Raw genomic sequence first — 21,750 nt, forward strand, 5'->3', positions numbered from 1 at the left:
GCCTGCCCCGATGGGCGGTTGACGGCCGGCCGCCGCAGCGGCTCCCAGCCGCTCTCAGACCGTGCTCCGACGCCCGGTCACCGTCCGGGGCTCGATGTGCACCCGCACCGCACGCGCTCCGCCCGCCCGAGGAGCGCTGTCCGCCTGCTCGCTGAGCGGCACGCGTCGGGCGGCCAGGCAGCGGCCCGGATCGCCCGGCGGTGCCCCGGTCGCCGCGTGCGCGGTCGTCCGTTCGGCCGCGGCCGTCGCGCCGCTTCTGCGTCAGGCCGCGGGAACGGCCACTTCCGCGTGCTGCTCGACGCCGAGGACGATCTTGAGCGCGCCGGTCTCGGCGGCCTGGGAGAAGACGTCGTAGGCCTCCTCCATGTGGTCCAGCGGGAAGGTGTGGGTGACCAGTTGCCGGGTCGGCAGCCGGCCGGCGGCGGCCATCCGCAGCAGGGTGGGCGTGGAGAAGGTGTCCACCAGGCCGGTCGTGATGGTCACGTTCTTGATCCAGAGGTCTTCGAGGTGCAGCGTCGCGGGCTTGCCGTGCACCCCGATGTTGGCCACGTGCCCGCCGGGGCGGACCATGCGGGTGCACAGCTCGAAGCTCTCCGGGACACCCACCGCCTCCATGACCACGTCCGCGCCGAGCCCGTCGGTCAGATCGGCGACCAGCTGGCCGGGTTCCTCGCGGACGTCGGCGACGGCGTCGGCACCGAGCCGCCGGGCGGCCTCCAGCCGGGCCGGTGCCAGGTCGACCGAGATGATCCGTTCCGGGGCGAACAGGCGCGCCGTGGCGACGGCCGCGAGTCCGATGGGTCCGGCGCCGACGATGGCGACGGTGTCTCCGGGACGCACGTGCCCGTTGAGGACGCCGACCTCGTAGGCGGTGGGGAAGATGTCCGCGAGCAGAACGGCGTCCTCGCCGGGCACGGTGGCGGGCAGCGGATGCACGGACAGGTCGGCGCAGGGGACGCGGACGTACTCGGCCTGGGTGCCGTCGATCAAGTGACCGAGGATCCAGCCTCCGCCGCCCCTGCACTGGCCGTACGAGCCGTCCCGGCAGAACCGGCACCGGCCGCACGAGGTGATGCAGGAGATCAGCACCCGGTCGCCTGGCCGTACGGTGCGCACGTCGCCGCCGACCTCGACGATCTCGCCGACCGCCTCGTGCCCGAGCACCGTGCCGGAGCGGACCTCGGGTACGTCGCCCTTGAGGATGTGCAGATCCGTCCCGCAGATGGTCACGGCGCCGACCTGCACGATGACGTCGGTGGGTTCCTTGATGGCGGGGTCCGGGACGTCCTGCCAGGACGCCTGCCCCGGACCGTGGAAAACGAAGCCCTTCATGGCAGCTCCTCGTCGCCTCGTCGTCGGTCCGCCGCGGGAACGCGTTGCCGGGGCACGGCGCCGGAACGGCCCGCGCCTTCAGTTTCGTCGGCAAGGCGGCGGTGCCGCTTGGGCCGTCCGGCCCTCGCCCGCGGCCGGACGGTGCCCATCGGGGTCCGCGGCTGTCGCGAGGCCGGGCAGTGACCCGTACGGACCCGCGGTCTGGGCCGGATGGCCCTACCGTTCGGCCCGGAGGGCCGGGTTCGCTCGTGTCATGTCCGAGAACGACCCGGCTCACGTGGCGGAGCACCACACCGCACAGGAAGTGCATGTGGCCCCCCGCGTGGCCGGCGGAGCAACCGTCGTGTCCCTGCACGGCGTGATGGACGTGCTCACCGCCCCCGCGCTGTCGCTGCGGCTCGACGCGCTCACCACCCGCCACGAGCTCGACCTGGTGCTCGACCTGCGGCCCGTCACGTTCATCGACTGCGCCGGAATCGGGGTCCTGTGCCGCGCCCGCAACCGGACGCTGGCCCGGGAGGGCCGGCTGCGGCTGATCACGGAGAGTGCGAGCCTCCGGCGCATGCTGTGGGTTATCGGGCTGGGGGACGTCTTCGAGGTGCACACCCGACTCCCTCAGCCGCTGCCGGGGTCCCAGGGCTGAGCGGCGCGATGAACGCGAAGCCGGGGCCGTGGCGTCGGCGCAGCAATCCGCTGTGGCGACGCGAGGACGCCGTGGAGGCCTGGCTCGTCCTCGCCGTCTGGATCGTGGTCGTGGTCGGCGGGGCCGTCGCCGGGGTGCTGACCGCATGCGCAGCCGGGGATGTGTTCGCGGCGCAGCGCGCCCACCGGCATCCCGTCCGTGCCGTACTGCTCGCCGACGCACCACAGGACAGTACGGCCGCCTGGCCGGTGGACGGCCTGGTCCGGGCGACGGTGCGCTGGACCGCACCGGACGGCACCGACCGCACCGGTATCACGCTCGTCGACAGCGGTCTGAAGGCCGGCGCCCGGGTGGTGGTCTGGCAGGACGACCAGGGCGTCCTCACCCCCGCGAAGCCGGCGAACCCCACCGAGGGCGCGATCGAGGCCGGCCTTTTCGGCGCGGCGGCCGCCCTGGCCGTCGCCGCCCCGGTGTACGGGGCGGGAGCGCTCGGACGCGTGTGGCTCGACCGGCGGCGCATGGCCCGCTGGGACCGGGAGTGGGACCAGGTGGAGCCCCGCTGGGGCCACAGGTCGGGCTGACACGGACCGGCGGCTGTGCGGGCCGGGAAGGTCAGGCGGGTTCCGGTACGACGGCCACCGGGCAGGCCGCGTGGTGCAGCACCCCGTGGGCGACGCGGCCGAGCTGGAGGCCGAAGTGAGCGTGCCTGCGCCGGGCCCCGACGACGAGCAGGTCGGCCTCGCGGGAGACGGCGACCAGGGCGTCGCGGGCATGGCCCTCGACGGTGCGGCGCTCCACCCGCAGCTCGGCCGGTGCGTCCCGCAGGGCCTGCTCCAGCACCTCGACGGCCTGCTGCTGTGCCGGCTCGCCCGTGAACCGGGCGTCCCCTTGGGCGAAGTCAGGAGGAGGGTGACCGGTGCTCGCGTGCCCCGGCCGCCGCCAGGCCCGTACGGCTTCCAGGCGGGCCCCGCGCAAAGCCGCCTCCTCGACGGCGAACCGTACGGCGGCCGAGCCTGCCGAGCCGGCCGGGTCGCGGCCCACCCCCAGCGCGATCCGACCCCGGTTGCCGGTGCGGGCCGGGCCGTCGTGGCCGTCGCGCAGCACGATCGCCGGGCAGTGCGCGTGCGCGGCGACCGAGAGGCTGACGGAACCCAGCAGCGCCTCGGCCATGCCGCTGCGGCCACGACACCCCAGCACCACGGCGAGGGCGGTACCGCTCTCCCGTACGAGTCCGTACTCCGGGTCCTCGGGCAGCACATCGGTGGTGATCCGCAGCTCCGGCCGGCGTCGCCGGGCGCGCTCCTCGGCCGTACCGACGACATCCCGGGCCATCACCTCCTCCAGCGGCTTGTCGAGTTCCTGCGCGAGCAGGGCGCCTTCGTAGCGATCCCAGAGGGAGGCGTACACCAGCCGGAGCGGGGCCCCGCGCAGGGCGGCCTCGTCGGCCGCCCAGTCGACGGCCCGCAGGCTCGGGCCGGAACCGTCGATGCCGACGACGATCGGAAGGTCCATCGTGCTCACCGCTCCCTCGGGGAATCAGCCGTGCGGAACCACGGCGACCGGGGCCACGACATGGTGCAGCACGGCGTGCGCCACGTGGCCGATGTGGGCGCCGAGCGGGCTGGTGCGGACGCGCCGGCCCACGACGACGAGGGAGGTCTCGCGGGAGGCGTCCACGAGAACCTGCGCGGCGCTGCCGCACCGGCTCGCCTCGATCGCTTCCACGTCTGGGAACTTCTGCCGCCAGGAGCGCAGCAGTTCGGTCAGGGCCTTGGCCTGCCCGCGGGCGAGCTGGTCGTGGAGCCCGGCGTCACCGTGGAGGTGGTGGAAGGAGGCGGGCGGCCCGCTCCAGCCGTGCACGACCCGGAGGGACGCGCCGCGGCGGGCGGCGGCGTCGAAGGCGAACCCGAGCAGCGTCTCGTCGGGGGTGCCGAGGTCGAGGCCGAGGACGACGGGCCGGAAGGGGGTCGCGGTGGACGGCACGCCCGCCGGGTCCGCCTTGTGCTCGTCGGCGGCCTGCTCTCCGGCGCGGACCAGTACCACAGGACGTTCGGCGTGGGCGAGGACGGCCAGGCTGACCGAGCCGACCACGAAGCCGGTGATCCCGCCGAAGCCGCGCGAGCCCAGCACCATCAGCTCGGCGGAGTCGGCCGCCTCGGTCAGGGCGTCGACCGGACTCCCGGTGAGTCGGTCGGTGACGACCTCGACACCGGGATGGCGCAGCCGCAGCCCTTCGGCGGCCTCACGGGACACCTCCTCGGTCCAGCGCTGCCGGGTCTCGCCACCGGGCAGCGGGGCCTGGGCCACGGGCTGCGGCACCGGCTCCCAGACGTGGACGATCTTCAGCGGCAGACCGCGCAACGCTGCCTCGCGTGCCGCCCATTCGGCCGCGGCCCGGCTCTCGGGCGAGCCGTCGAGACCAACCGTGACCGTTCGGGTCATCGTCTCCACCTCCCGGCACGACGCGTCCACTGTCCAGCATGGCGCCACCGCGTGGATCCGGTCGGGCCGGGAGCCGAACGGCCCACCTCGGGGACCGGTGGCCCCTGGCCGGGTCTCCGGCACCGGCACATGCTGGGAACGGACCGGCCGCCACGGCCATACGGAGGTCACCATGTATGGCACCCCGCACATCGTCAGCGATGTCATGACCCAGACGGTCGCCGCCGTGGGGCGCCACGCCCCCTTCAAGGAGATCGTGCGGCTGCTGCAGGACTGGCAGGTCAGCGCCCTGCCCGTGATCGAGGGCGAGGGCCGGGTGGTCGGCGTGGTCTCCGAGGCCGACCTGCTGCCCACGGAGGAACTGCGGGACGACCCGCAGACCGGCTACCTCCAGTTGCGCCGGCCGGTCGACATGGCGAAGGCAGGCGCCCTCACCGCGGAGCACCTCATGTCGTCGCCCGCCGTCACGGTCCGGGCGAACGCCACCCTCGCCGAAGCCGCCCGCATCATGGCGCGCGAGGGCGTCAAGAGGCTGCCCGTGGTGGACGCGGCCGGTCTGCTGGCGGGCATCGTCAGCCGCGCCGACCTGCTCAAGGTCTTCATGCGCGACGACGAGGACATCGCCGAGGAGGTCCGGCGCGAGATCGTGTCGTACCTCTTCCCGCCGCCGAGCTCGGCCATCCAGGTGGACGTGCACGACGCGGTCGTCACGCTGACGGGCCGGGTCCGCGACACCGCCCTGGTCCCGGTGGCCGCGCGCCTGGTGCGGGCCGTGGAAGGCGTGGTGGACGTGTGCTTCGACCTCGCGCACGACGACCACGGGGTGACTGGGGCCGCTCGGCCCTAGTCCATGCGGCACCGCCGGACGGATGATCGGCCTCGTGGGCAGCCCGCAATCGGTCCTTCCCCCGGGGAACGAGAGGTCGTCATGACCGAGACACACACCTTCACGGAGCAGAATCCGATCCGGGTGTTCCTGCTGGACGACCACGAGGTCGTACGCCGCGGCCTGGCCGACCTGCTCGACGCCGAACCGGACATCCGCGTGGTCGGTGACGCGGACACCGCCGAGCACGCGCTCACCCGCGCGCCCGCGCTGTGCCCGCGCGTCGCCGTGCTCGACGTGCGGCTTCCGGACGGGGACGGCATCTCGGTGTGCCGGGAGCTGCGCAGCCTGATGCCGGAGCTGGCGTGTCTGATGCTGACCTCGTTCGACGACGAGGACGCCCTGCTGGACGCCATCATGGCCGGAGCATCCGGCTATGTGCTGAAGCAGATCAAGGGCTCCGACCTCGTCTCCGCCGTGCGTACCGTCGCCTCGGGACAGTCCATGCTCGACCCGGCGACCACGGCCCGCCTGATGCGCTCCCTGCGCACCGACCCGGCGCAGACCTCGTCGGTGCCGGCCGAGCTGGCGAGCCTGTCACCGCGCGAACGCGACATCCTCGCCCTGATCGGCGACGGTCTCACCAACCGCGAGATCGGCAAGCGGCTGTACCTGTCGGAGAAGACGGTGAAGAACCACATCTCGCGGATGCTGGCGAAGCTGGGAGTCCAGCGGCGGGTCCAGGCGGCGGTCCTCGCGTCCCACCTGGAGCCGCGGAACTCCGGGGCAGGCCCGGACCGCTGAGATTCCCGCGCGGCGCCCTGCACCGGCGTGCCCGCACGGAGCCCGCCGGTGCGTGAACGGACGGATCAGCTGCCGTGCCTGATCTGGACGTGCCTGGCCTCGGCCTTCTCGGTGCTCAGGCCGACGCTGACCGTCAGCATCCCGTCGGTGTAGTCGGCCGTGACGTCGTCCTCGTCGGCGCCCGGCGGCAGCGTCACACTGCGGCTCATCGCGCCGTACCGGATCTCGCTGTGGTTCTTGTCCACGTCCCGCTCGGCGCGCTCGGCCTTCACCGTGAGCACCCCGTCGCCGATGACGACGTCGATGTCCTCGGGGGACATGCCCGGAAGCTCGGCACGCAAGACGTAACGGTCGTTCTCCGTGTAGTCCTCGATGCGGACAGAGGACATCGCGAACTTGCTCGGAATGGTCTCGAACCAGTCCGGCATGTCCGGGAAGGGGATCCTCTGCATGCGGGTGAGTGTGCCCATGGCCGTACCTCCTCGGTCGTCGCCTGATTCCAGTGCACCGCGCCCGGCGTTGCCGTGTTGAGGCCGAACAGCCCATGTCATGAGTCCTCAAGGTCCTATTTGCCCGTTCCGGGCGTGGTCACACTGGAGGCGAGGAAACGCGCCGCGATCCGGTCCGGGTGGTCCATCGCGGGCGCTGGAGGGGCCGGGCGCCGAAGTGCGGACTCCGGCCGCCGATGAGGCCGACCCGCCCGAGGCAGGGACCAACGGCCCCTGGCACCTCGCACGGTGCGCGACTTGCATGGGACGGGATCGCCGCGGCAAGACCCCGGACGGGCCCGCGGCGGCACAGACCGCGCCACCGCGGCAAGGAGGCGAGGACCATGACCACGCCCGCACCACCCAGGCGAAGCGACACCACGGCCGGCGACGTGGCCCACGACGTGTGCCGGTCCGACGGCGGACGAGTCACCCCGTACTTCCCGGCTGGAGGCGATCATGTCCGTGCCGAGTGAGCGCCGGCCGATCGTGGTCGGTGTGGAGACCGATCCCGCCCGGCGGACGGCACTGGCCTGGGCGGCCGACGAGGCGGCCCGCCGACGGGTGCCGCTGCGACCGGTCCGCGCCGAGGGCGTGCCGACCAGGGGGGAACGCGGGCCGGACGTCCCGCCGTCCTGGGAGGAGTGGAACGAGGGGCTGCACCGGAGTGGCAAGCAGGTCCTCGCCGAAGCCGTGGATTTCATTGCGATGCGGCATCCCGAGGTCGAGGTGGACGCCGTACTCGCCGAAGGCGACCCCGCGTGGGTGCTGGGCGAGGAGAGCCGCACCGCCACGGCCGTCGTGCTGGGCCCGCAGCACCTCAGCCGGGCACAGGAGGCGTTCGGCTCCGCTTCGGTCGCCCTGCCCCTGATGGCACGGTCGCACTGCCCGGTGGTGGTCGTGCCGGAAGCGGCCGAGTACGTCTCCCAGGAGCCCGCCTTCTACGTCGTGGGCGTCGACGGCAGCGAGCACTCGGCCGCCGCCGTGGACCTGGCGTTCGAGGAGGCTTCGCTGCGCGGCGCCGAGGTGCGGGCACTGTATGTCTGGCAGCCCGGATTGCTGAGGATCTTCGACGAGTTCGGGGCCCAGCAGGAGTGCCGACGGCTGCTCTCGGAGACGGTGGCCGGACGCCATGCCCGCTATCCCGACGTGGATCTGCGGCACGAACTGGTCGTCGGGCATCCGGTGCAGGTCCTCACCGACGCCTCCTCCCACGCACTGGGCCTGGTGGTCGGCACGCGAGGGCACGGTGGCTTCACGGGGATGCTGCTGGGCTCGGTCAGCCAGGGAGTGCTGCACTACGCCCGCTGCCCCATCCTCGTCGTTCCGCCGACGCGGGCCTGAGCGTCCGCGTACCCGAACCGTGCGCGCGTCGCGCCCGGCTGCGACGCCGCGCCACCCCCGAGGGAGAAGCCGCGTGAAGGTGTCCGAGGTGATGACCGCTCCCGCGGTGGCCGTCCCACCGCACGAAACCCTGAGCGAGGTGACCCGGAGGATGTCCGGGTCCGGCGTGGGCTCCGTCCTCGTCGTCGAGGAGGGGACGCTGCGCGGCATCGTCACCGACCGCGACATAGCGGTGCGCGGGCTGGGCGCCGGGCTGCCCCCGGCCACAGCGGTCGAAGCGGTGATGTCTGCGGAGGTGGTCACGGTGGACGCCGCGGACGACGTCCAGACGGCCTATCGCGCCTTTCGCCGCAGCGGCGTGCGCCGCCTGCCGGTGCTGGACGGACGCCGTCCGGTGGGTGTGGTGACGATCGACGACCTCCTGCTGGACGTCTTCCGGCGGCTGGCCGACCTGCTGGGTCCGGTCGCCTGGAGCGTGCTGCGGGAACCACCGGGACCGCCCTCGCACGCGCCGTGAACGGACCGGGCAGCGGGTGCCGGGCATCAGGTCACCGACCGTCTCCCGGCGCGGGTCACCGCTTGTGAGGATGCACGATCACGACCGGGCAGCTCGCGTGCTGCGACACATGATGGCTGACCGAGCCGAGGAGGGCGGCGGCGAACCCGCCCCTGCCCCGGCCCCCGACGACCAGGGCCTCGGCTCCCTCGGCGGCCCGCAGCAGCACGTCGGCGGGGTTGCCGTGCACCACATGGGTGCGGACCGAGTCGGCCGCGTCCGCACCGAGCACGTCGGTCAGCTCCTTCCGCACTCGCTGCCGGGCCTCGTCCTGGTCGAAGTCCTTGTCCACGGCGGGCGCCGACCAGCCGTAGAGCCCCGGCAGCTCCCACACCGCGACCGCGTCCACGACGGCGCCGATCAGGCCCGCGTACCGGACGGCCCAGCGCAGGGCGTTGTACGAGGACGGCGATCCGTCGACACCGACGACCACCCGGGGCTCGGAGGCATCCCTGTCCATGTGTCCCACCTTCCTACGGCTCTCCCACCCCGTCGAACGGCCACGTTCGCTTCCACGCTGCACGCGGTCCCGCGATCTCGCCAGGACCACGTGTCCGAGGGCGATCCGCTGAGAAAAGGACGAAGATGTTTGGGGGTGCTCATGCAGGCGAACGCGAGTGACGTACCGCGCTTGATGCCGCGGGAGGAGCCATGAGCAAGATGACGTTCGCCCGGCCGCAGGCCGGAGCACAGGGTTGTGGGTCGCGGCTGCCGACGCGCAGGGCGGCACGGCCCGCCGTCGTACGCCGGGCCTCGTCGACGAAGGGCGACTGGCTGCTGCTGCCCGGCGGCTCGTGGCGGCACGTGGAGACGATCAGGGTACGCAGTCTGTTCGGCTGAGCACGGCCGCGCCAGGCACCGGGCTGCGGCGCGCGGACCGCGAGCAGACACGAGTCCGATCCGTCGACGCCCACAACCGGTGCGGGGCGTCGCGACGGTTCGATGTGCGGGCGCCGCGGGCCATACGCCCGGGGACCAAGCGGGAACAACTCCCGCGCGCGAAGCGCTGTTCCTCATACCCCACCGGGTATGAACGGCCGCAGGGGTGGCGACCGCTGGGGTCGGATGCGAGCGGCGGAGGAGTGTGACACCGATGACGACGGCAGTGGAGGACCGGCTCTGCGGGACCGAGGAGAGCGGTACCGAGGAGACCCTTCTGGTCACGAGGTGCGGGCGCAGGATCGAGGTACGGTCCCTGCTCCTCGGACACCCGGACCGGCCCGTCAGCCGGATAGCCCTGGACGTGGGGGCGGACCAGGGCGGCGTGCCGGGAGTGTGGGCGGCGCTCACCCCGGACGAGGCACGCGGTCTGGCCCGCCTGCTCCTTCAGCGGGTCGGTGCGGCCGAGCAGCCCGCCGATGCCCGGCCGCGGAACAGCGGTTCCTGACGAGGGAGCCGGCCTCCGTCCGTCGGCGCGCCGGCGGTCAGCCGCGGCGCAGTGCGGCGAGGGTCGCGGCGAGGTCCGCCGTGCGGGGGCGGTTGTGGGGCAGCTTGCCCAGCATCACGGCCATGCCGCAGGTGTCGGTGAGTGCCGAGAAGACGAGGCCGCCCGCGATGCCGGCCGAGAGGAGCTGGAAGGCCGGATGCACCAGCAGGCCGAGGAGCAGGCCCAGGAGTACGACCGTGCCCGCGGTGAAGCGCACCTGCCGCTCCATGCTCCAGCCGGCCCGGGTGTCGCAGGCGGCCGGCCGGTGCAGGTCGAGTCCGGCGCCGGCCCAGGCGCTGGTGCCGCCGGTGAGGGTGGCCGTCGGGATGCCCTCTTCGGCCAGGAGCCGGCCCGCGCTCTCCGAGCGGGCGCCCGAGGCACACACCATGAGGATGTCGCCGCGCCCGGCGGCATGCCGTATCTCGGGCAGCGCGCGCCGGATCCGGTCCAGGGGGATGTTGAGGGCACCGGGCAGGTGGCCGGAGGCGAACTCGCCGGGGGTGCGCACGTCGATGACGGTGAGTTCGGCCAGCCGGGCGCGGGCCTGGTCGGTGTCGAGGGTGAGGGGGGTCGTGGTCATGGCAGATGTGATCCTTGATGGTCGCCGCCGTCCCGAACCGGGACGTACAGTACCCCTAGGGGTATTTTTTCGAGGAGTGATCGTGGAACTGGAGCTTGAGGGCGCGTCCCTGAGGGCCGTGCTGAACCGGCTGCGGCGTGCGCAGGGCCAGATCTCCGGCGTGATCCGGATGATCGAGGAGGGGCGGGACTGCGAGGACGTCATCACGCAGCTGGCCGCCGCCTCGCGGGCCCTCGACCGGGCCGGCTTCGCGATCATCGCCACCGGCCTGCAGCAGTGCGTGGCCGACATCGAATCGGGCCGCAAGAACGGCGAGGACACCGAGGCGATGCGCGCGCGGCTGGAGAAGCTGTTCCTCTCGCTGGCGTAGGCGATCTCGCCGGCGTGGGCGAGCGCGGTCGCGCGGTCATGCCACCACCGCGTCGACCAGCATGAAACCCGCCACCGCCAGCAGAACGAGGGCGAAGAGGCGCTGCAGGGTGTGCCCGGACAGCTTCGCCGACAGGCGCTTGCCGTCCCAGGCGCCCAGGATCGCCGCTCCGGCGAACGGCCCGATGACGGACCAGTCCAGACCCTCGGCCGTCCCGGCGCGCATCGCCAGCGCCGCAAGCGAGTTGACGGTGATGACGAGCAGGCTCGTGCCCACGGCCGCTCGCATCCGCATGCCGAGGACGTCGACCAGGGCGGGGACGGCGAGGAAGCCGCCTCCCACGCCGAGCACGCCGGTGACCGCGCCCAGTCCGGCACCGCAGGCCGCCGCCCGGCCGGGCCGCACATGGACCGTGTTGTCCGATGCGGAGCGGGGCCTGAGCATGCGTACCGCGGCGGCGGCCGCGACCACGGCGAAGGCCACGGTCAGCACGGCCGCCGGCACGCGTCCGGCGAGCGCGCCGCCCAGCATGGCCGGGCCGATCCCGGCCGCCGCGAACAGCAGCCCCGTACGCCAGCGGACGTGCCCGTCGCGGGCGTGCACCGACAGGGCGGTGGCGGAGGTGACGGTGACGATCACCAGACTGGCCGTGGTGGCCGCGACCGGGGTGAAACCGAGCAGGTAGATCAGGGCGGGCACGGCGAGCACACTGCCGCCGCCGCCCAGGGCGCCGAGCGCCACGCCGATGACGGCCCCGGCGATCAGCGCGAGTATCACAGCGCTCACGCGACGGTCCCGTTCCCGCCCAGCGCGTCCACGACCGGCAGGCCCGCCGCGGCCCACTCCTGCATGCCGCCGATGACGTCGACGGCCTCGACACCCCTGGCCCGCAGCAGTTCGACGGCTTTCAGGGAGCGGCGGCCCGAACGGCAGATCACGATGACCGGCCGCTTCGGCGCGTGGGCGGGGAGCCCTGCTCCGGCGGCCAACGCCGTGAGGGGCAGGTGTACGGCGCCGGGGGCGTGGCCGGCCTGCCACTCGCCCGCTTCGCGCACGTCGAGCAACAGGGAGGAGGCCCCGCTGGTTGTGGGCGTGTGCCCATGCTCTGTGCAGGCGGCGGCTTCCCGCACGGTCACCCGCGCCGGGCCGCCCCGGCCGCGTCCGAAGAGGCTCATCGTGGTTCTCGCTCCAGTTCTTCTTCTCGGCTGCGGTGTTCTGCGGCGGACGCCGTCATGGGGTGCGGACGGTGAGCCCGGCCTGCTCGGCCGAGTCGAAGCGGTCGTCGACCGCGACGACGTCACGGCCCGCGGCGTCCAGCAGGGAGGCGGCGATGGCGGCGCGCATGCCGCCGGCGCAGTGCACCCACACCTGCCCGGCGGGCACCTCGTCGAGGCGGCGGTGCAGGGCGTGGACGGGGATGTGGACCGATCCCCGCACATGGCCCGACGCACGCTCCGCGTCCCGGCGGACGTCCAGGACGACGATGCCGTCCCCGGGGTGCTCCACGAGGTCGGCGAACGTGGCCCGCGGGAAGGTGGCGAGGGCTTCGCCCTCCCGTGTCCAGTGAGCCGGGTCTCCGGTGGCCGCGGCGGCCGGGCGGTCGATGCCGACCCGGGCCAACTCGCGCTGGGCGGCAGCCAGTTGATCGGTCGACTCGGCGAGCAGGGTCACCGGCTTGCCCCATGGGATCAGCCAGGCCAGGTAGGTGGCGAGCTGTCCCTCGGCCTCGAAGTTGAGCGAGCCGGCGACATGCCCTGCGGCGAAGGCGACCCGGTTGCGTAGGTCTACCACCCACTCCCCGGCGGCGAGCCGGCCGGCGATCTCGTCAGCGTCCGCGAGGGCGGGCGGGGTCAGGTCGAGGGGTGCGGGCCCCGCGGCGTTGGTCGGGCCCATGTGGGCGTAGTAGGCGGGAACGGCGTCCAGACCGGCGAGCAACTCGGCGACGAAACCGTCCACCTCCCGGGTCAGGGCCGCGTTGGATGCCTTCTCCTTGCCGATCGTGGTGGACGTGCCCTCCGCCTGGCCGGCCGAGCAGAAGCTGCCGAAGCCGTGCGTGGGCAGCACGGCGGCGTCGTCCGGCAGCTCGGTGGCCAGACGGTGCGCGGAGGCGTGCTGGGCCCGGGCGAGGTCTTCCGTCAGCCGTGGTTCGACCAGGTCGGGCCGGCCGACGGTGCCGATCAGCAGTGAGCCGCCGGTGAACACGGCGACGGCCGTGCCGTTCTCCTCAAGTGCGTACGAGGTGTGGTGCGGGGTGTGGCCGGGCGTCGCGATCGCGCGCAGCACCAGTCCGGCGCCGGCGTCGATCTCGTGGCGGTCGCCGTCGCGCACCGGGACGCGCTCGTACGAGACCCGGGCCGCGGCGGGGACCAGGTAGCCGGCGCCCGTGACCCGGGCCAGCTCCAGTCCGCCGGTGACGTAGTCGTTGTGGAGGTGCGTCTCGACGACGTGGGATATCCGCACCCCGCGCCGTGCGGCGGCGGCGATCACCTGGTCGATGTCGCGGGGCGGGTCGACCACCACGGCCGTCCGCTCGCCGCCCGCCAGATAGCTGCGGTTGCCGAGCCCGGCCACCTCGATCGTGTCGACGAAGAACACGGGGACTCCCTTCTGGTGCGATTACCCCCCGGGGTATATGTCGACGGTAGCACGAGTACCCCCGGGGGTATTTGAACCCGGGGCGCAGAAGTGCCCGACAGGTACGGGCGATGAGGCCGAAGGGCCCCTGCCGCCGTTCTCCGCTCCCGGGGGACAGTGGGAGCAGGACCCGAGCAGGACCTCCTGGGCAGGTGAGCGGCGATGATGTACTGGGATGGCGGCTGGGCGTGGATGGCCTTCATGCCGTTGCTGTGGATCGCGCTGATCGCTCTCGCCGTGTGGGCGGGGATCCGCTTCGCCCACCACCCGACCACACGTGGCGCGAGCGCCCCCCGCGCTCCGGAACCGCGAGAAACGCCGGAGGAGATCCTCGACCGGCGCTTCGCCACGGGCGAGATCGACACGGACACCTACACCGAGGCCCGCCAACGCCTCGCCGCTCACAAGCCAGGGCCCCGATGACCGGGGCGGCGCGCCGGGGGCTCTTCCTGGCAGTGCTGGTCGCCGCGGTGGCCGCGCTCATCGCCTCGCTCGTGTGGGTCATGGGCGTCGGTTCCGGGCCCTGGCGTCCGGGGCCCGGGGTGATGACGGGCGCCGTCTCCCGCTAGGGCCCCGTCCGCGGCACGGCCGATGCGGACCGTGCCGCCGGGCGCTTCGCCGACCGGTGGGACCTGCGCGTCGGCGAGGTCATGCGGTTCGGCAACGGCTACTACGCCGAACTCCTCGACCGCGCCGGCCGGCCTGCACCGAAGTCCTCATCGACCCCCGCAGCGGCACAGTGCACCCGGAGTACGGCCCGGCCATGATGTGGAACACGGTCTACGGCATGATGCCCGCACCCCACCGGACCGGCGCACCGGCGGTCGGGCCCGGTCAGGCGGTACGGAACGCCGACAGTGGCTGAGCCGGCACCACACCGGGCTGCACGCCGCCGAAGCCGACCGGTTCCCCGGCTACTACACCCTGCACACCCTGCGCGATCACCACATCGTCGGCATGCTCTCCGTCAACGCGACCACCAGCACGGTCTGGTATCACACATGGCACGGCCACTTCCTCCAGATGCGGCAGGCCCCCGACCGCACGGTGCCGGGGGCGCCCGCCACGGCCTCCTCCTCGAAGTGATCGGTTTGCGTGCCGGCACACGCCGCGCCGCTCTCCCCACCGGTCCCGGCACGCCGATTCGAGCGGACGCGCCGTCGGCGTCAGGATGGACTTCGTGACCGGCTCCCGCTCACGCAACGCAGGCAGGACATGCACCAGCCCCCCGACCGCTCCCTGCACTGGCAGCCCGGCTTCGCCGTGGACGCGCGGCTGACCCTGGAGAGTCTGCGCCGCGGACCCGACGACCCCACGCACCGCGTCGAGGCAGACGGCACCCTGTGGCGCACGGCGCTGACCGGCTCCGGACCGGTGACATACCGCATCCGGCAGCGGCGCCTGGACGATCTCCACATCGACGCCTGGGGAGCCGGGGCCGCCGAACTCGTCGACGGCATCCGTACCGAGCTGGGCGCGGAGGACCGGCCCGACCTGTTCCGGCCCGGGCATCCGGTGCTCCGTGCCGCCTGCCGGCATACGCCGGGCCTGCGTGTGCCGTGCACCGGGCGCCTCTTCGAAGCGCTCGTCCCGGCGGTCATCGAACAGCGTGTGATCGGCCTGGACGCCGCCGCGTCCTTCACCCGCCTGGTCCGGGCCCATGGAGAGCCGGCGCCCGGTCCCGCGCCCCTGGGCATGAGGGTTCCGCCCTCACCCGGGGTGTGGCGGAAGCTCCCGAGCCGGGAATGGCGCCGGGCCGGCGTCGACCTGCAGCGCTCCCGCACCGTCATCCAGACCGCCCGCCACGCCGCACGGCTCGACCGGGCCGCCGGTGACCCGGCCCGGGCGTACGAGCTGATGGCGAAGCTGCCCGGCATCGGCACCTGGACGGCCGCCCAGGTCGGTCACCGCGCTCTCGGCGACGCCGATGCGCTGCCGCTGGGCGACTACCACCTCGGCCGCATGACCGGGATGGCCCTGCTCGGCCGACCGCTGGCGGACGACGAGATCGAGGAGTTCTACGAGCCCTTCAGACCACACCGCTACCGGGTCGTCCGGCTGATCGAACTCAACGCCTGGACGGCTCCGCGCCGGGCGCCCCGCGCACCCCTGCGAGGGCCGCTGCACTGAGAATGCGAGGCCGTCGGGTACCGGGGCACGGTGTGGAGGCCGTACCCCAAGAGTGGTCCCGCACCTCCAGTCGGAGCTCGTCACCGAGCCGGCGCCCCACGGTGGACGGACGCTGTACGGGGTGGACCTCAGCCCTGAGCCGGCCCGAAGGGGCCGCATTGCCGGCGGCCGTGGACCGAACGGCCCTGTCGGGTACCCGGCGGTCCGCCGCAGGGTGGGTGCCGTGCCCGCCCGGGCATGCGTCACGCCCCGACCGCCGTCCGATCCGGAAGGAATCCCGATGTCCGTCGACACGCAGCAGGCGCCCGCCGGGCTCACGGACGAGGAGCTCGCCACGCTGGACGCCCACTGGCGCGCCGCGAACTACCTCTCCGTCGGCCAGATCTACCTCATGGCCAACCCCCTGCTGACCGAACCGCTGCGCCCGGAGCACATCAAGCCGCGCCTGCTGGGTCACTGGGGCACCTCACCCGGCCTCAACCTCGTGCACACCCACCTCAACCGCCTCATCAAGGCCCGCGGCCTGAACGCCCTGTGCATCTGGGGACCGGGCCACGGGGGTCCCGCCGTCCTGGCCAACTCCTGGCTGGAGGGGTCGTACACCGAGACCTATCCGGACATCACCCGGGACGCCGCGGGCATGGCCCGGCTGTTCAAGCAGTTCTCCTTCCCCGGCGGGGTGCCCAGCCACGTCGCGCCGGAGACCCCGGGCTCCATCCACGAAGGAGGCGAGCTGGGATACTCCCTCGCCCATGCCTACGGCGCCGCCCTGGACAATCCGGATCTGCTGGTCGCCTGTGTGATCGGCGACGGCGAGGCGGAGACCGGACCGCTCGCCGCGTCCTGGCACTCCAACAAGTTCCTCGACCCGGTCGACGACGGCGCCGTCCTGCCGATCCTGCACCTCAACGGCTACAAGATCGCCAACCCGACCGTGCTGGCCCGGCTCCCCGAGGCGGAACTCGACGACCTGCTCAGGGGCTACGGCCACGATCCGATCCATGTCACGGGCGACGACCCGGCCGCCGTACACCGCGCGATGGCCGAGGCCATGGACATCGCCGTCGACCGCATCACGGCCCTGCAGCGGGCCGCCCGCGAGGACGGGGCCACGAACCGGCCCCGCTGGCCGGTGATCGTGCTGCGCACGCCGAAGGGCTGGACCGGCCCGGCCGAGGTCGACGGCCTGCCCGTCGAGGGCACCTGGCGCTCCCACCAGGTGCCGCTCGCCACCGTCCGGGACAACCCCGAGCACCTGCGCCAACTGGAGCAGTGGCTGCGGTCCTACCGCCCCGAGGAGCTGTTCGACGAGCGCGGCGCCCCGCGCCCGGACGTCCTCGCCTGCATCCCCGAGGGATCCCGCAGGCTCGGGGCCACCCCGCACGCCAACGGCGGACTCCTGCTGCGCGAGCTGCCCCTGCCGCCACTGGAGAGGTACGCCGTGGCGGTCGACAAGCCCGGCGCCACCCTGCACGAACCGACGCGTGTCCTCGGCGACATGCTCCAGGACGTCATGGCCGCCACCGCCGACCGCCGTGACTTCCGCCTGGTCGGCCCCGACGAGACGGCCTCCAACCGGCTGCAGGCCGTCTACGGCGCCAGCGGCAAGGCCTGGCAGGCCGCGACCCTGCCCGTCGACGAACACCTCGACCGGCACGGCCGAGTCATGGAGATCCTCTCCGAACACACCTGCCAGGGCTGGCTGGAGGGCTACCTCCTCACCGGCCGGCACGGACTGTTCTCCTGCTACGAGGCGTTCGCGCACATCGTCGACTCCATGGTCAACCAGCACATCAAGTGGCTGCGCACCACCCGCCGCCTGCCCTGGCGCGCCCCCATCGCCTCCCTCAACTACCTGCTCACCTCCCATGTGTGGCGCCAGGACCACAACGGCTTCTCGCACCAGGACCCCGGTTTCGTGGACCACATCCTCAACAAGAGCCCCGAGGCGGTACGGGTCTACTTCCCGCCGGACACCAACACCCTGCTGTCGATGGCCGACCATGTGCTGCGCAGCCGCGACTACGTCAACGTGATCGTGGCCGGCAAGCAGCCCTGCTTCGACTGGCTGTCGATGCGACAGGCGACGGCCCACTGCGCGCGCGGCGCCGGAATCTGGGACTGGGCCGGCACCGAGGACGGCACCCGTGAGCCGGACGTCGTACTGGGCTGCGCGGGCGACGTGCCCACACAGGAGGTGCTGGCGGCGGCCCAACTGCTGCGCCGCGAGCTGCCCGAGCTGGCGGTGCGCGTGGTGAACGTCGTCGACATCGCCCGCCTGCTGCCGAGCGAGGAGCATCCGCACGGTATGACCGACTTCGAGTACGACGGCCTCTTCACCACCGACAAGCCGGTCATCTTCGCGTACCACGGCTACCCGTGGCTGATCCACCGCCTCGCCTACCGGCGTACCGGCCACAAGCACCTGCACGTGCGCGGCTACAAGGAGATCGGCACCACGACCACACCCTTCGACATGGTCGTGCGCAACGACCTGGACCGCTACCGCCTCGTCATGGACGTCATCGACCGCGTCCCCGGTCTGGCGGTCCGGTCGGCCGCCCTGCGCCAGCGCATGGCGGACGCCCGGCAGCACCACCACGACTGGATCCGCGAGCACGGCATGGACATGCCCGAGGTGGCCGACTGGTCGTGGGAGGGCTGAGCGGCCCGGGGGCGCAGGTGGAGCCCTCCCAGGACGGTGGGGCTCACAGCTGCGCGGTGTGGTCGGGGACGTAGGTCTGCAGATCACGCGGCGGCCGTTCGTAGCCGGTGGACGGCGGCCGCTCCGGCAGCTCCAGCACCGGTGGCGGCACCTCGTGGTACGGGACGGACGACAGCAGGTGGGCCATCATGTTCAGCCGGGCGCGCCGCTTGTCGTCGCTCTCCACGACGTACCAGGGCGCCTCGGCGATGTCGGTGTGCACCATCATCTCGTCCTTCGCCCGGGAGTACGCCTCCCAGCGGGTGATCGACTCCAGGTCCATCGGGGACAGCTTCCAGCGCCGCAGGGGATCCTCCAGCCGGTGCTGGAAGCGCTCCTGCTGCACCGCGTCGCTCACCGAGAACCAGTACTTGCGCAGCAGGATCCCGTCCTCGACCAGCATCCGCTCGAAGATCGGGCACTGGCGCAGGAACAGCTGGTACTCCTCCCTGGTGCAGAAGCCCATCACGTGCTCGACGCCGGCCCGGTTGTACCAGGACCGGTCGAAGAGGACGATCTCGCCGGCGGCCGGCAGGTGCTCGACGTAGCGCTGGAAGTACCACTGGGTGCGCTCCCGTTCCGTCGGCTTGGGCAGCGCCACGATCCGGGCGACACGGGGGTTGAGATACTGGGTGACCCGCTGGATGGTGCCGCCCTTGCCGGCCGCGTCCCGCCCTTCGAAGACGACGACCAGCCGGGCACCCTCGGCTCGCACCCACTCCTGCAGCTTGACCAACTCGATCTGCAGCCGCAGCAGTTCCGCTTCGTAGGTCTTGCGTGACAGCGTCGACGCCTTCTTGTCGGTCATGCGGCCATTGTCTCCCGGCCCCGCGGCCGCGGGTGCGAAGGGGAGCCTCACGCCGTGACGGGCTGCCGTTGTGGTGCGGTGAGGCGCCCCGTTCGGGCGAGCGTCGCGACCGCCGCGGCGCAGGCCGTGCCGGTCGCCGTGAGAGCCGCCCAGGTCAGCCAGGTGGCGTCATGGCGCCCCGCGAAGTCCCAGAGGGCCCCGGTCCCGAAGTTGCCCAGGGTGATGCCGAGCCCGGAGACGGTGTTGTCGAGACCGTAGTGCGTGGCGATCAGGCGGTTGCCGGACAGGGCGACGACCGTGTCCATCTCGAAGGGGTAGACGATCGCGGATCCGGCCGCCAGCAGCACCACGGCCACGACCAGGGACACGAGGACGGCCACCGAGGATCCGCGCGGGCTGAGGGCGAGGGGCACGAACGCGAGCCCCATGGCCGTCAGCCCGCGCACCAGTGCCTGACCGGGCTGCCAGCGGGCCTTGGCCCAGCCGGTGAGCCGCAGTTGGCCCACGACGGCGACCGCGGCCGAGACGACGAACAGCCCGCTGGTGACCGCGGTCCCCCTGGCGCCGAGGGCGTCGGACGCGGCGAGCGGCAGCGCGAGGTAGACCTGGAAGGTCAGGACGTACGAGCCGATCATCGCGGCGGAGAAGAGCAGGAACGGCCGGTTGGCCACGACGTCGCGCCACTGCGCGAGGACACCGTCCTGCCAGCCGTCCCCGGGCTGCCGGTGATGACGTGCCGGCAGCGCGCGCCATTGCAGCAGGGTGAGGACGGCGAAGACGGCGGCGGCGACCGTGCACACGAGCCGGAAGTCGGCGGCCAGCAGGGCGAGTCCGACCAACGGGCCGAGCAGCATGCCCGCCTGGTAGTAGACGTTGAAGACGGCGAAGGCGTCCACGCGCCGTTCGCCCGCCTCGGCGGCGAGGTAGGCGCGCACGGCCGGGTTGAACAGGGCGCCGGCGAAGCCCGTCGCGGCGGAGGCCGCGAGGAGTGCGGGGAGGTTGCCGACCCAGCCGAGCAGGCCGAAGCCCAGGGTGCGCAGCAGGCAGCCCGCCATGATCGGGGCCTTGTAGCCGAAGCGGTCGGCGAGGGTGCCGCCGATGAGGAACATGCCCTGCTGGGAGAAGGTGCGGACGCCGAGTACGAGGCCGACGGCCCATGCGGCTAGGCCGAGCCCGTCGGCCAGGTGGGTGGCGAGGTAGGGCATGAGCATGTAGAAGGCGAGGTTGATGCCGAACTGGTTGGCCATCAGCAGCCGCGCCGCGGGCGGGAAGGAACGGGTCTGCCGCCACACCTGGTTCATCGGGTGGCTCCCACGAGGTCGTGCCGTCCGGGACCGGCGAGGGGGTCGGTGACGCGGGTGCAACGGGTCCAGCGGGTGACGGTGCGCTCCCGGGGGTCGGCGATCTCGTCGGGGTCGTCGGCCGGCCGGGCTCCGAGGAGACCGTGGCGGCGGCAGTAGGCGTCGTCGAAGACCGTGCCCACGTAGCGTTGCGGCCCGTCGGGGAAGACGGCGACGATCCGGTTCTCCGGGGGCAGCGTGCGGGACAGCCAGCGTGTGACGAGGGCGACGGCGCCGACGCTCCAGCCACCGCTGGCGTAGTGGTCGCGGGCCAGGCGCCGGGCGGCCCACACGGCTTCGGGGGCGGCGACCCAGTGCACCTCGTCGAAGAGGCCGTAGGCGACGTTGCGGGGGTGGATGCTGGAGCCCAGGCCGCGCATGAGGCGGGATCCGGCGGGCTGGCCGAAGATCGTCGATCCGGTGGCGTCGACCCCGACGATCCGCAGGCGGGGGCAGAAGCCGCGCAGCACGGAGCCGATCCCGGCCGAGTGGCCGCCGGTGCCGACGGAGACGACCAAGGCGTCGATGCGGCCGAGCTGGGCGACCAGTTCGTGGGCGAGCGCGGCGTAGGCGGCGACGTTGTCCGGGTTGTTGTACTGGTCCGGGCACCAGGCGTCCGGATGGACGGCGAGCAGCTCCTCGACGCGCTGTCGGCGGGCCTGCTGCCAGCCGCCTTGTGGATGGGGTGTGGTGACGACGTCGACCTCTGCCCCGTACGCGGAGAGCAGGCCGGTCATCAACGGCTCGATGCCGGGGTCGGTGACGAGGGTGACCGGATGGCCGTACGTCGCTCCGGCCAGGGCCAGGCCGAGGCCGAGGGTGCCCGAGGTCGATTCGACGATGCGGGCACCGGTCCGGAGCCGGCCTCGCTCACGGGCGACATGGACCATGTACAGGGCGCTGCGGTCCTTGATGCCGCCCGGGTTGTGGCCCTCGAGTTTGGCCCAGAAGCCGCGGCCGGCGGCGGTGAAGGGTGCGCCGATCCACAGGACGGGGGTGTCGCCGACGAGGCCGGCCGGGGTGTGCGGAGGAAGTACGGCCTCGGCCGGCGCATGGGTCTCAGGCGTCGACTGGGCAGTACGGGTGGGGTGGTTCATGGCGTGCTTCTCCTGCGGCCGGCGCCGTGTGCGGCAGTCGGCCGATGGGTGGGAAAAGGGGCGGAGTCGATCGGTCGCCGTGGGCTCGCGTGGTGCCGGGCACGGCGAGGTGCCGATCAGGTCCGCCACACGCCTAAGAGCCATCACGTAATGCGGGCAGGAAACTGCTGCCCCGCGCGGGGTGCTTCGTTTACCGGATGTCGAGCTTAAGGTTGTGGAGTGCGGC

27 protein-coding genes are annotated in these 21,750 nt (G+C 72.9%); 15 read left to right on the forward strand and 12 right to left on the reverse strand.

Annotated features, from left to right (window positions below; translation table 11 throughout):
* Positions 1–261: 261 nt before the first annotated feature.
* Complete coding sequence (locus tag ACIBJF_RS22325; RefSeq protein ID WP_399175996.1) at positions 262–1,332, reverse strand: zinc-dependent alcohol dehydrogenase family protein; 1,071 nt, start codon at positions 1,330–1,332, stop codon at positions 262–264.
* Between the two features lie 253 nt (positions 1,333–1,585).
* On the opposite strand from ACIBJF_RS22325, the gene ACIBJF_RS22330 reads away from it, so the two are divergent.
* A complete protein-coding gene (locus ACIBJF_RS22330) occupies positions 1,586–1,975 on the forward strand; it encodes an STAS domain-containing protein (RefSeq protein ID WP_399175998.1) in 390 nt (129 codons plus the stop codon).
* 8 nt (positions 1,976–1,983) lie between these two features.
* The gene (locus ACIBJF_RS22335) at positions 1,984–2,556 is read left to right on the forward strand and encodes a hypothetical protein (protein WP_399175999.1); all 573 of its coding nucleotides are present in this window, start codon (positions 1,984–1,986) and stop codon (positions 2,554–2,556) included.
* A gap of 31 nt (positions 2,557–2,587) precedes the next feature.
* On the opposite strand, the gene ACIBJF_RS22340 is transcribed toward ACIBJF_RS22335, so the two are convergent.
* Positions 2,588–3,487 carry a universal stress protein gene (locus tag ACIBJF_RS22340; RefSeq protein WP_399176001.1) on the reverse strand — a complete coding sequence of 300 codons (900 nt, stop codon included), beginning with the start codon at positions 3,485–3,487 and terminating at the stop codon, positions 2,588–2,590.
* A gap of 24 nt (positions 3,488–3,511) precedes the next feature.
* On the reverse strand, positions 3,512–4,417 hold the full coding sequence (locus tag ACIBJF_RS22345; protein ID WP_399176003.1) for a universal stress protein: 906 nt from the start codon (positions 4,415–4,417) through the stop codon (positions 3,512–3,514).
* A gap of 172 nt (positions 4,418–4,589) precedes the next feature.
* Here ACIBJF_RS22345 and ACIBJF_RS22350 point away from each other — a divergent pair, with 172 nt between their 5' ends.
* The gene (locus ACIBJF_RS22350) at positions 4,590–5,264 is read left to right on the forward strand and encodes a CBS domain-containing protein (protein ID WP_399176005.1); all 675 of its coding nucleotides are present in this window, start codon (positions 4,590–4,592) and stop codon (positions 5,262–5,264) included.
* Positions 5,265–5,345: 81 nt separating this feature from the next.
* The gene (locus ACIBJF_RS22355) at positions 5,346–6,047 is read left to right on the forward strand and encodes a response regulator (protein ID WP_399176006.1); all 702 of its coding nucleotides are present in this window, start codon (positions 5,346–5,348) and stop codon (positions 6,045–6,047) included.
* 65 nt (positions 6,048–6,112) lie between these two features.
* Here ACIBJF_RS22355 and ACIBJF_RS22360 read toward each other — a convergent pair whose 3' ends face one another.
* A complete protein-coding gene (locus ACIBJF_RS22360; RefSeq protein WP_399176007.1) occupies positions 6,113–6,517 on the reverse strand; it encodes an Hsp20/alpha crystallin family protein in 405 nt (134 codons plus the stop codon).
* A gap of 362 nt (positions 6,518–6,879) precedes the next feature.
* Here ACIBJF_RS22360 and ACIBJF_RS22365 point away from each other — a divergent pair, with 362 nt between their 5' ends.
* The 3 genes from ACIBJF_RS22365 (at position 6,880) to ACIBJF_RS22375 (ending at position 8,396) form a co-directional block, all read left to right on the forward strand.
* Positions 6,880–7,011: a hypothetical protein gene (locus ACIBJF_RS22365; RefSeq protein WP_399176009.1), complete on the forward strand. Its 132-nt coding sequence runs from the start codon at positions 6,880–6,882 to the stop codon at positions 7,009–7,011.
* The gene (locus ACIBJF_RS22370) at positions 6,995–7,879 is read left to right on the forward strand and encodes a universal stress protein (RefSeq protein WP_399176011.1); all 885 of its coding nucleotides are present in this window, start codon (positions 6,995–6,997) and stop codon (positions 7,877–7,879) included. Before ACIBJF_RS22365 ends, ACIBJF_RS22370 begins: the two co-directional genes overlap by 17 nt.
* Before the next feature lie 73 nt (positions 7,880–7,952).
* Positions 7,953–8,396, forward strand: coding sequence for a CBS domain-containing protein (locus ACIBJF_RS22375; RefSeq protein WP_399176013.1), 444 nt, complete (start codon positions 7,953–7,955; stop codon positions 8,394–8,396).
* A gap of 55 nt (positions 8,397–8,451) precedes the next feature.
* On the opposite strand, the gene ACIBJF_RS22380 is transcribed toward ACIBJF_RS22375, so the two are convergent.
* Positions 8,452–8,895 (reverse strand): universal stress protein, encoded by a 444-nt coding sequence (locus ACIBJF_RS22380; RefSeq protein WP_399176015.1) that lies wholly within the window; start codon positions 8,893–8,895, stop codon positions 8,452–8,454.
* Positions 8,896–9,086: 191 nt separating this feature from the next.
* Here ACIBJF_RS22380 and ACIBJF_RS22385 point away from each other — a divergent pair, with 191 nt between their 5' ends.
* Both ACIBJF_RS22385 and ACIBJF_RS22390 read left to right on the forward strand, forming a co-directional pair.
* Entirely contained in the window at positions 9,087–9,275 is a 189-nt protein-coding gene (locus ACIBJF_RS22385) for a hypothetical protein (RefSeq protein ID WP_351801325.1), read from the forward strand.
* Between the two features lie 253 nt (positions 9,276–9,528).
* Positions 9,529–9,822, forward strand: a complete 294-nt coding sequence (locus tag ACIBJF_RS22390) for a hypothetical protein (protein WP_399176017.1) — start codon at positions 9,529–9,531, stop codon at positions 9,820–9,822.
* A 37-nt stretch (positions 9,823–9,859) separates the two neighbouring features.
* Here the strand turns inward: ACIBJF_RS22390 and ACIBJF_RS22395 are convergent, their stop codons facing one another.
* Positions 9,860–10,441, reverse strand: coding sequence for a rhodanese-like domain-containing protein (locus ACIBJF_RS22395; RefSeq protein ID WP_399176018.1), 582 nt, complete (start codon positions 10,439–10,441; stop codon positions 9,860–9,862).
* Positions 10,442–10,523: 82 nt separating this feature from the next.
* Between ACIBJF_RS22395 and ACIBJF_RS22400 the strand changes: the two genes are divergently transcribed.
* Positions 10,524–10,811, forward strand: coding sequence for a metal-sensitive transcriptional regulator (locus ACIBJF_RS22400; RefSeq protein WP_323376122.1), 288 nt, complete (start codon positions 10,524–10,526; stop codon positions 10,809–10,811).
* Between the two features lie 36 nt (positions 10,812–10,847).
* Here the strand turns inward: ACIBJF_RS22400 and ACIBJF_RS22405 are convergent, their stop codons facing one another.
* Genes ACIBJF_RS22405 through ACIBJF_RS22415 form a run of 3 tightly spaced genes read right to left on the reverse strand, consistent with a single transcriptional unit; the run spans position 10,848 to position 13,406 of the window.
* On the reverse strand, positions 10,848–11,597 hold the full coding sequence (locus ACIBJF_RS22405; RefSeq protein WP_399176019.1) for a sulfite exporter TauE/SafE family protein: 750 nt from the start codon (positions 11,595–11,597) through the stop codon (positions 10,848–10,850).
* Positions 11,594–11,986 (reverse strand): rhodanese-like domain-containing protein, encoded by a 393-nt coding sequence (locus ACIBJF_RS22410; protein WP_399176021.1) that lies wholly within the window; start codon positions 11,984–11,986, stop codon positions 11,594–11,596. Before ACIBJF_RS22410 ends, ACIBJF_RS22405 begins: the two co-directional genes overlap by 4 nt.
* A 55-nt stretch (positions 11,987–12,041) precedes the next feature.
* A complete protein-coding gene (locus ACIBJF_RS22415) occupies positions 12,042–13,406 on the reverse strand; it encodes a rhodanese-like domain-containing protein (protein WP_399176022.1) in 1,365 nt (454 codons plus the stop codon).
* A 201-nt stretch (positions 13,407–13,607) separates the two neighbouring features.
* Between ACIBJF_RS22415 and ACIBJF_RS22420 the strand changes: the two genes are divergently transcribed.
* The 5 genes from ACIBJF_RS22420 to ACIBJF_RS22440 all read left to right on the forward strand — a co-directional run bounded on the left by ACIBJF_RS22420 (position 13,608) and on the right by ACIBJF_RS22440 (position 18,240).
* Positions 13,608–13,868 (forward strand): SHOCT domain-containing protein, encoded by a 261-nt coding sequence (locus tag ACIBJF_RS22420; protein ID WP_399176024.1) that lies wholly within the window; start codon positions 13,608–13,610, stop codon positions 13,866–13,868.
* Positions 13,865–14,014 (forward strand): hypothetical protein, encoded by a 150-nt coding sequence (locus ACIBJF_RS22425; RefSeq protein WP_399176026.1) that lies wholly within the window; start codon positions 13,865–13,867, stop codon positions 14,012–14,014. The genes ACIBJF_RS22420 and ACIBJF_RS22425 overlap by 4 nt, the downstream gene beginning before the upstream one ends.
* Before the next feature lie 199 nt (positions 14,015–14,213).
* Complete coding sequence (locus ACIBJF_RS22430) at positions 14,214–14,531, forward strand: hypothetical protein (protein ID WP_399176028.1); 318 nt, start codon at positions 14,214–14,216, stop codon at positions 14,529–14,531.
* 129 nt (positions 14,532–14,660) lie between these two features.
* On the forward strand, positions 14,661–15,575 hold the full coding sequence (locus ACIBJF_RS22435; protein WP_399176029.1) for a DNA-3-methyladenine glycosylase family protein: 915 nt from the start codon (positions 14,661–14,663) through the stop codon (positions 15,573–15,575).
* A 280-nt stretch (positions 15,576–15,855) separates the two neighbouring features.
* A complete protein-coding gene (locus ACIBJF_RS22440; RefSeq protein ID WP_399176031.1) occupies positions 15,856–18,240 on the forward strand; it encodes a phosphoketolase in 2,385 nt (794 codons plus the stop codon).
* A 43-nt stretch (positions 18,241–18,283) separates the two neighbouring features.
* Here ACIBJF_RS22440 and ppk2 read toward each other — a convergent pair whose 3' ends face one another.
* Genes ppk2 through ACIBJF_RS22455 form a run of 3 tightly spaced genes read right to left on the reverse strand, consistent with a single transcriptional unit; the run spans position 18,284 to position 21,524 of the window.
* Positions 18,284–19,087, reverse strand: coding sequence for a polyphosphate kinase 2 (gene ppk2 / locus ACIBJF_RS22445; RefSeq protein WP_399176033.1), 804 nt, complete (start codon positions 19,085–19,087; stop codon positions 18,284–18,286).
* A gap of 47 nt (positions 19,088–19,134) precedes the next feature.
* Positions 19,135–20,388, reverse strand: a complete 1,254-nt coding sequence (locus tag ACIBJF_RS22450; RefSeq protein WP_399176035.1) for an MFS transporter — start codon at positions 20,386–20,388, stop codon at positions 19,135–19,137.
* The gene (locus ACIBJF_RS22455) at positions 20,385–21,524 is read right to left on the reverse strand and encodes a PLP-dependent cysteine synthase family protein (RefSeq protein WP_399176036.1); all 1,140 of its coding nucleotides are present in this window, start codon (positions 21,522–21,524) and stop codon (positions 20,385–20,387) included. Before ACIBJF_RS22455 ends, ACIBJF_RS22450 begins: the two co-directional genes overlap by 4 nt.
* Positions 21,525–21,750: the final 226 nt, after the last annotated feature.

Source organism: Streptomyces sp. NPDC050743 (assembly GCF_044456925.1).
GTDB lineage: Bacteria > Actinomycetota > Actinomycetes > Streptomycetales > Streptomycetaceae > Streptomyces.

What these genes read in the sequence shown, in the direction of transcription:
- ACIBJF_RS22435 (WP_399176029.1), top strand. Translation starts at nt 14,661, where the DNA reads ATGCACCAGCCCCCCGACCGCTCCCTGCACTGGCAGCCCGGCTTCGCC.
- ACIBJF_RS22350 (WP_399176005.1), top strand. Translation starts at nt 4,590, where the DNA reads ATGTATGGCACCCCGCACATCGTCAGCGATGTCATGACCCAGACGGTC.
- ACIBJF_RS22335 (WP_399175999.1), top strand. Translation starts at nt 1,984, where the DNA reads ATGAACGCGAAGCCGGGGCCGTGGCGTCGGCGCAGCAATCCGCTGTGG.
- ACIBJF_RS22450 (WP_399176035.1), bottom strand. Translation starts at nt 20,388, where the DNA reads ATGAACCAGGTGTGGCGGCAGACCCGTTCCTTCCCGCCCGCGGCGCGG.
- ACIBJF_RS22355 (WP_399176006.1), top strand. Translation starts at nt 5,346, where the DNA reads ATGACCGAGACACACACCTTCACGGAGCAGAATCCGATCCGGGTGTTC.
- ACIBJF_RS22360 (WP_399176007.1), bottom strand. Translation starts at nt 6,517, where the DNA reads ATGGGCACACTCACCCGCATGCAGAGGATCCCCTTCCCGGACATGCCG.
- ppk2 (WP_399176033.1), bottom strand. Translation starts at nt 19,087, where the DNA reads ATGACCGACAAGAAGGCGTCGACGCTGTCACGCAAGACCTACGAAGCG.
- ACIBJF_RS22340 (WP_399176001.1), bottom strand. Translation starts at nt 3,487, where the DNA reads ATGGACCTTCCGATCGTCGTCGGCATCGACGGTTCCGGCCCGAGCCTG.
- ACIBJF_RS22425 (WP_399176026.1), top strand. Translation starts at nt 13,865, where the DNA reads ATGACCGGGGCGGCGCGCCGGGGGCTCTTCCTGGCAGTGCTGGTCGCC.
- ACIBJF_RS22390 (WP_399176017.1), top strand. Translation starts at nt 9,529, where the DNA reads ATGACGACGGCAGTGGAGGACCGGCTCTGCGGGACCGAGGAGAGCGGT.
- ACIBJF_RS22410 (WP_399176021.1), bottom strand. Translation starts at nt 11,986, where the DNA reads ATGAGCCTCTTCGGACGCGGCCGGGGCGGCCCGGCGCGGGTGACCGTG.
- ACIBJF_RS22440 (WP_399176031.1), top strand. Translation starts at nt 15,856, where the DNA reads ATGTCCGTCGACACGCAGCAGGCGCCCGCCGGGCTCACGGACGAGGAG.
- ACIBJF_RS22345 (WP_399176003.1), bottom strand. Translation starts at nt 4,417, where the DNA reads ATGACCCGAACGGTCACGGTTGGTCTCGACGGCTCGCCCGAGAGCCGG.
- ACIBJF_RS22380 (WP_399176015.1), bottom strand. Translation starts at nt 8,895, where the DNA reads ATGGACAGGGATGCCTCCGAGCCCCGGGTGGTCGTCGGTGTCGACGGA.
- ACIBJF_RS22385 (WP_351801325.1), top strand. Translation starts at nt 9,087, where the DNA reads ATGAGCAAGATGACGTTCGCCCGGCCGCAGGCCGGAGCACAGGGTTGT.
- ACIBJF_RS22330 (WP_399175998.1), top strand. Translation starts at nt 1,586, where the DNA reads ATGTCCGAGAACGACCCGGCTCACGTGGCGGAGCACCACACCGCACAG.
- ACIBJF_RS22370 (WP_399176011.1), top strand. Translation starts at nt 6,995, where the DNA reads ATGTCCGTGCCGAGTGAGCGCCGGCCGATCGTGGTCGGTGTGGAGACC.
- ACIBJF_RS22365 (WP_399176009.1), top strand. Translation starts at nt 6,880, where the DNA reads ATGACCACGCCCGCACCACCCAGGCGAAGCGACACCACGGCCGGCGAC.
- ACIBJF_RS22325 (WP_399175996.1), bottom strand. Translation starts at nt 1,332, where the DNA reads ATGAAGGGCTTCGTTTTCCACGGTCCGGGGCAGGCGTCCTGGCAGGAC.
- ACIBJF_RS22420 (WP_399176024.1), top strand. Translation starts at nt 13,608, where the DNA reads ATGATGTACTGGGATGGCGGCTGGGCGTGGATGGCCTTCATGCCGTTG.
- ACIBJF_RS22455 (WP_399176036.1), bottom strand. Translation starts at nt 21,524, where the DNA reads ATGAACCACCCCACCCGTACTGCCCAGTCGACGCCTGAGACCCATGCG.
- ACIBJF_RS22395 (WP_399176018.1), bottom strand. Translation starts at nt 10,441, where the DNA reads ATGACCACGACCCCCCTCACCCTCGACACCGACCAGGCCCGCGCCCGG.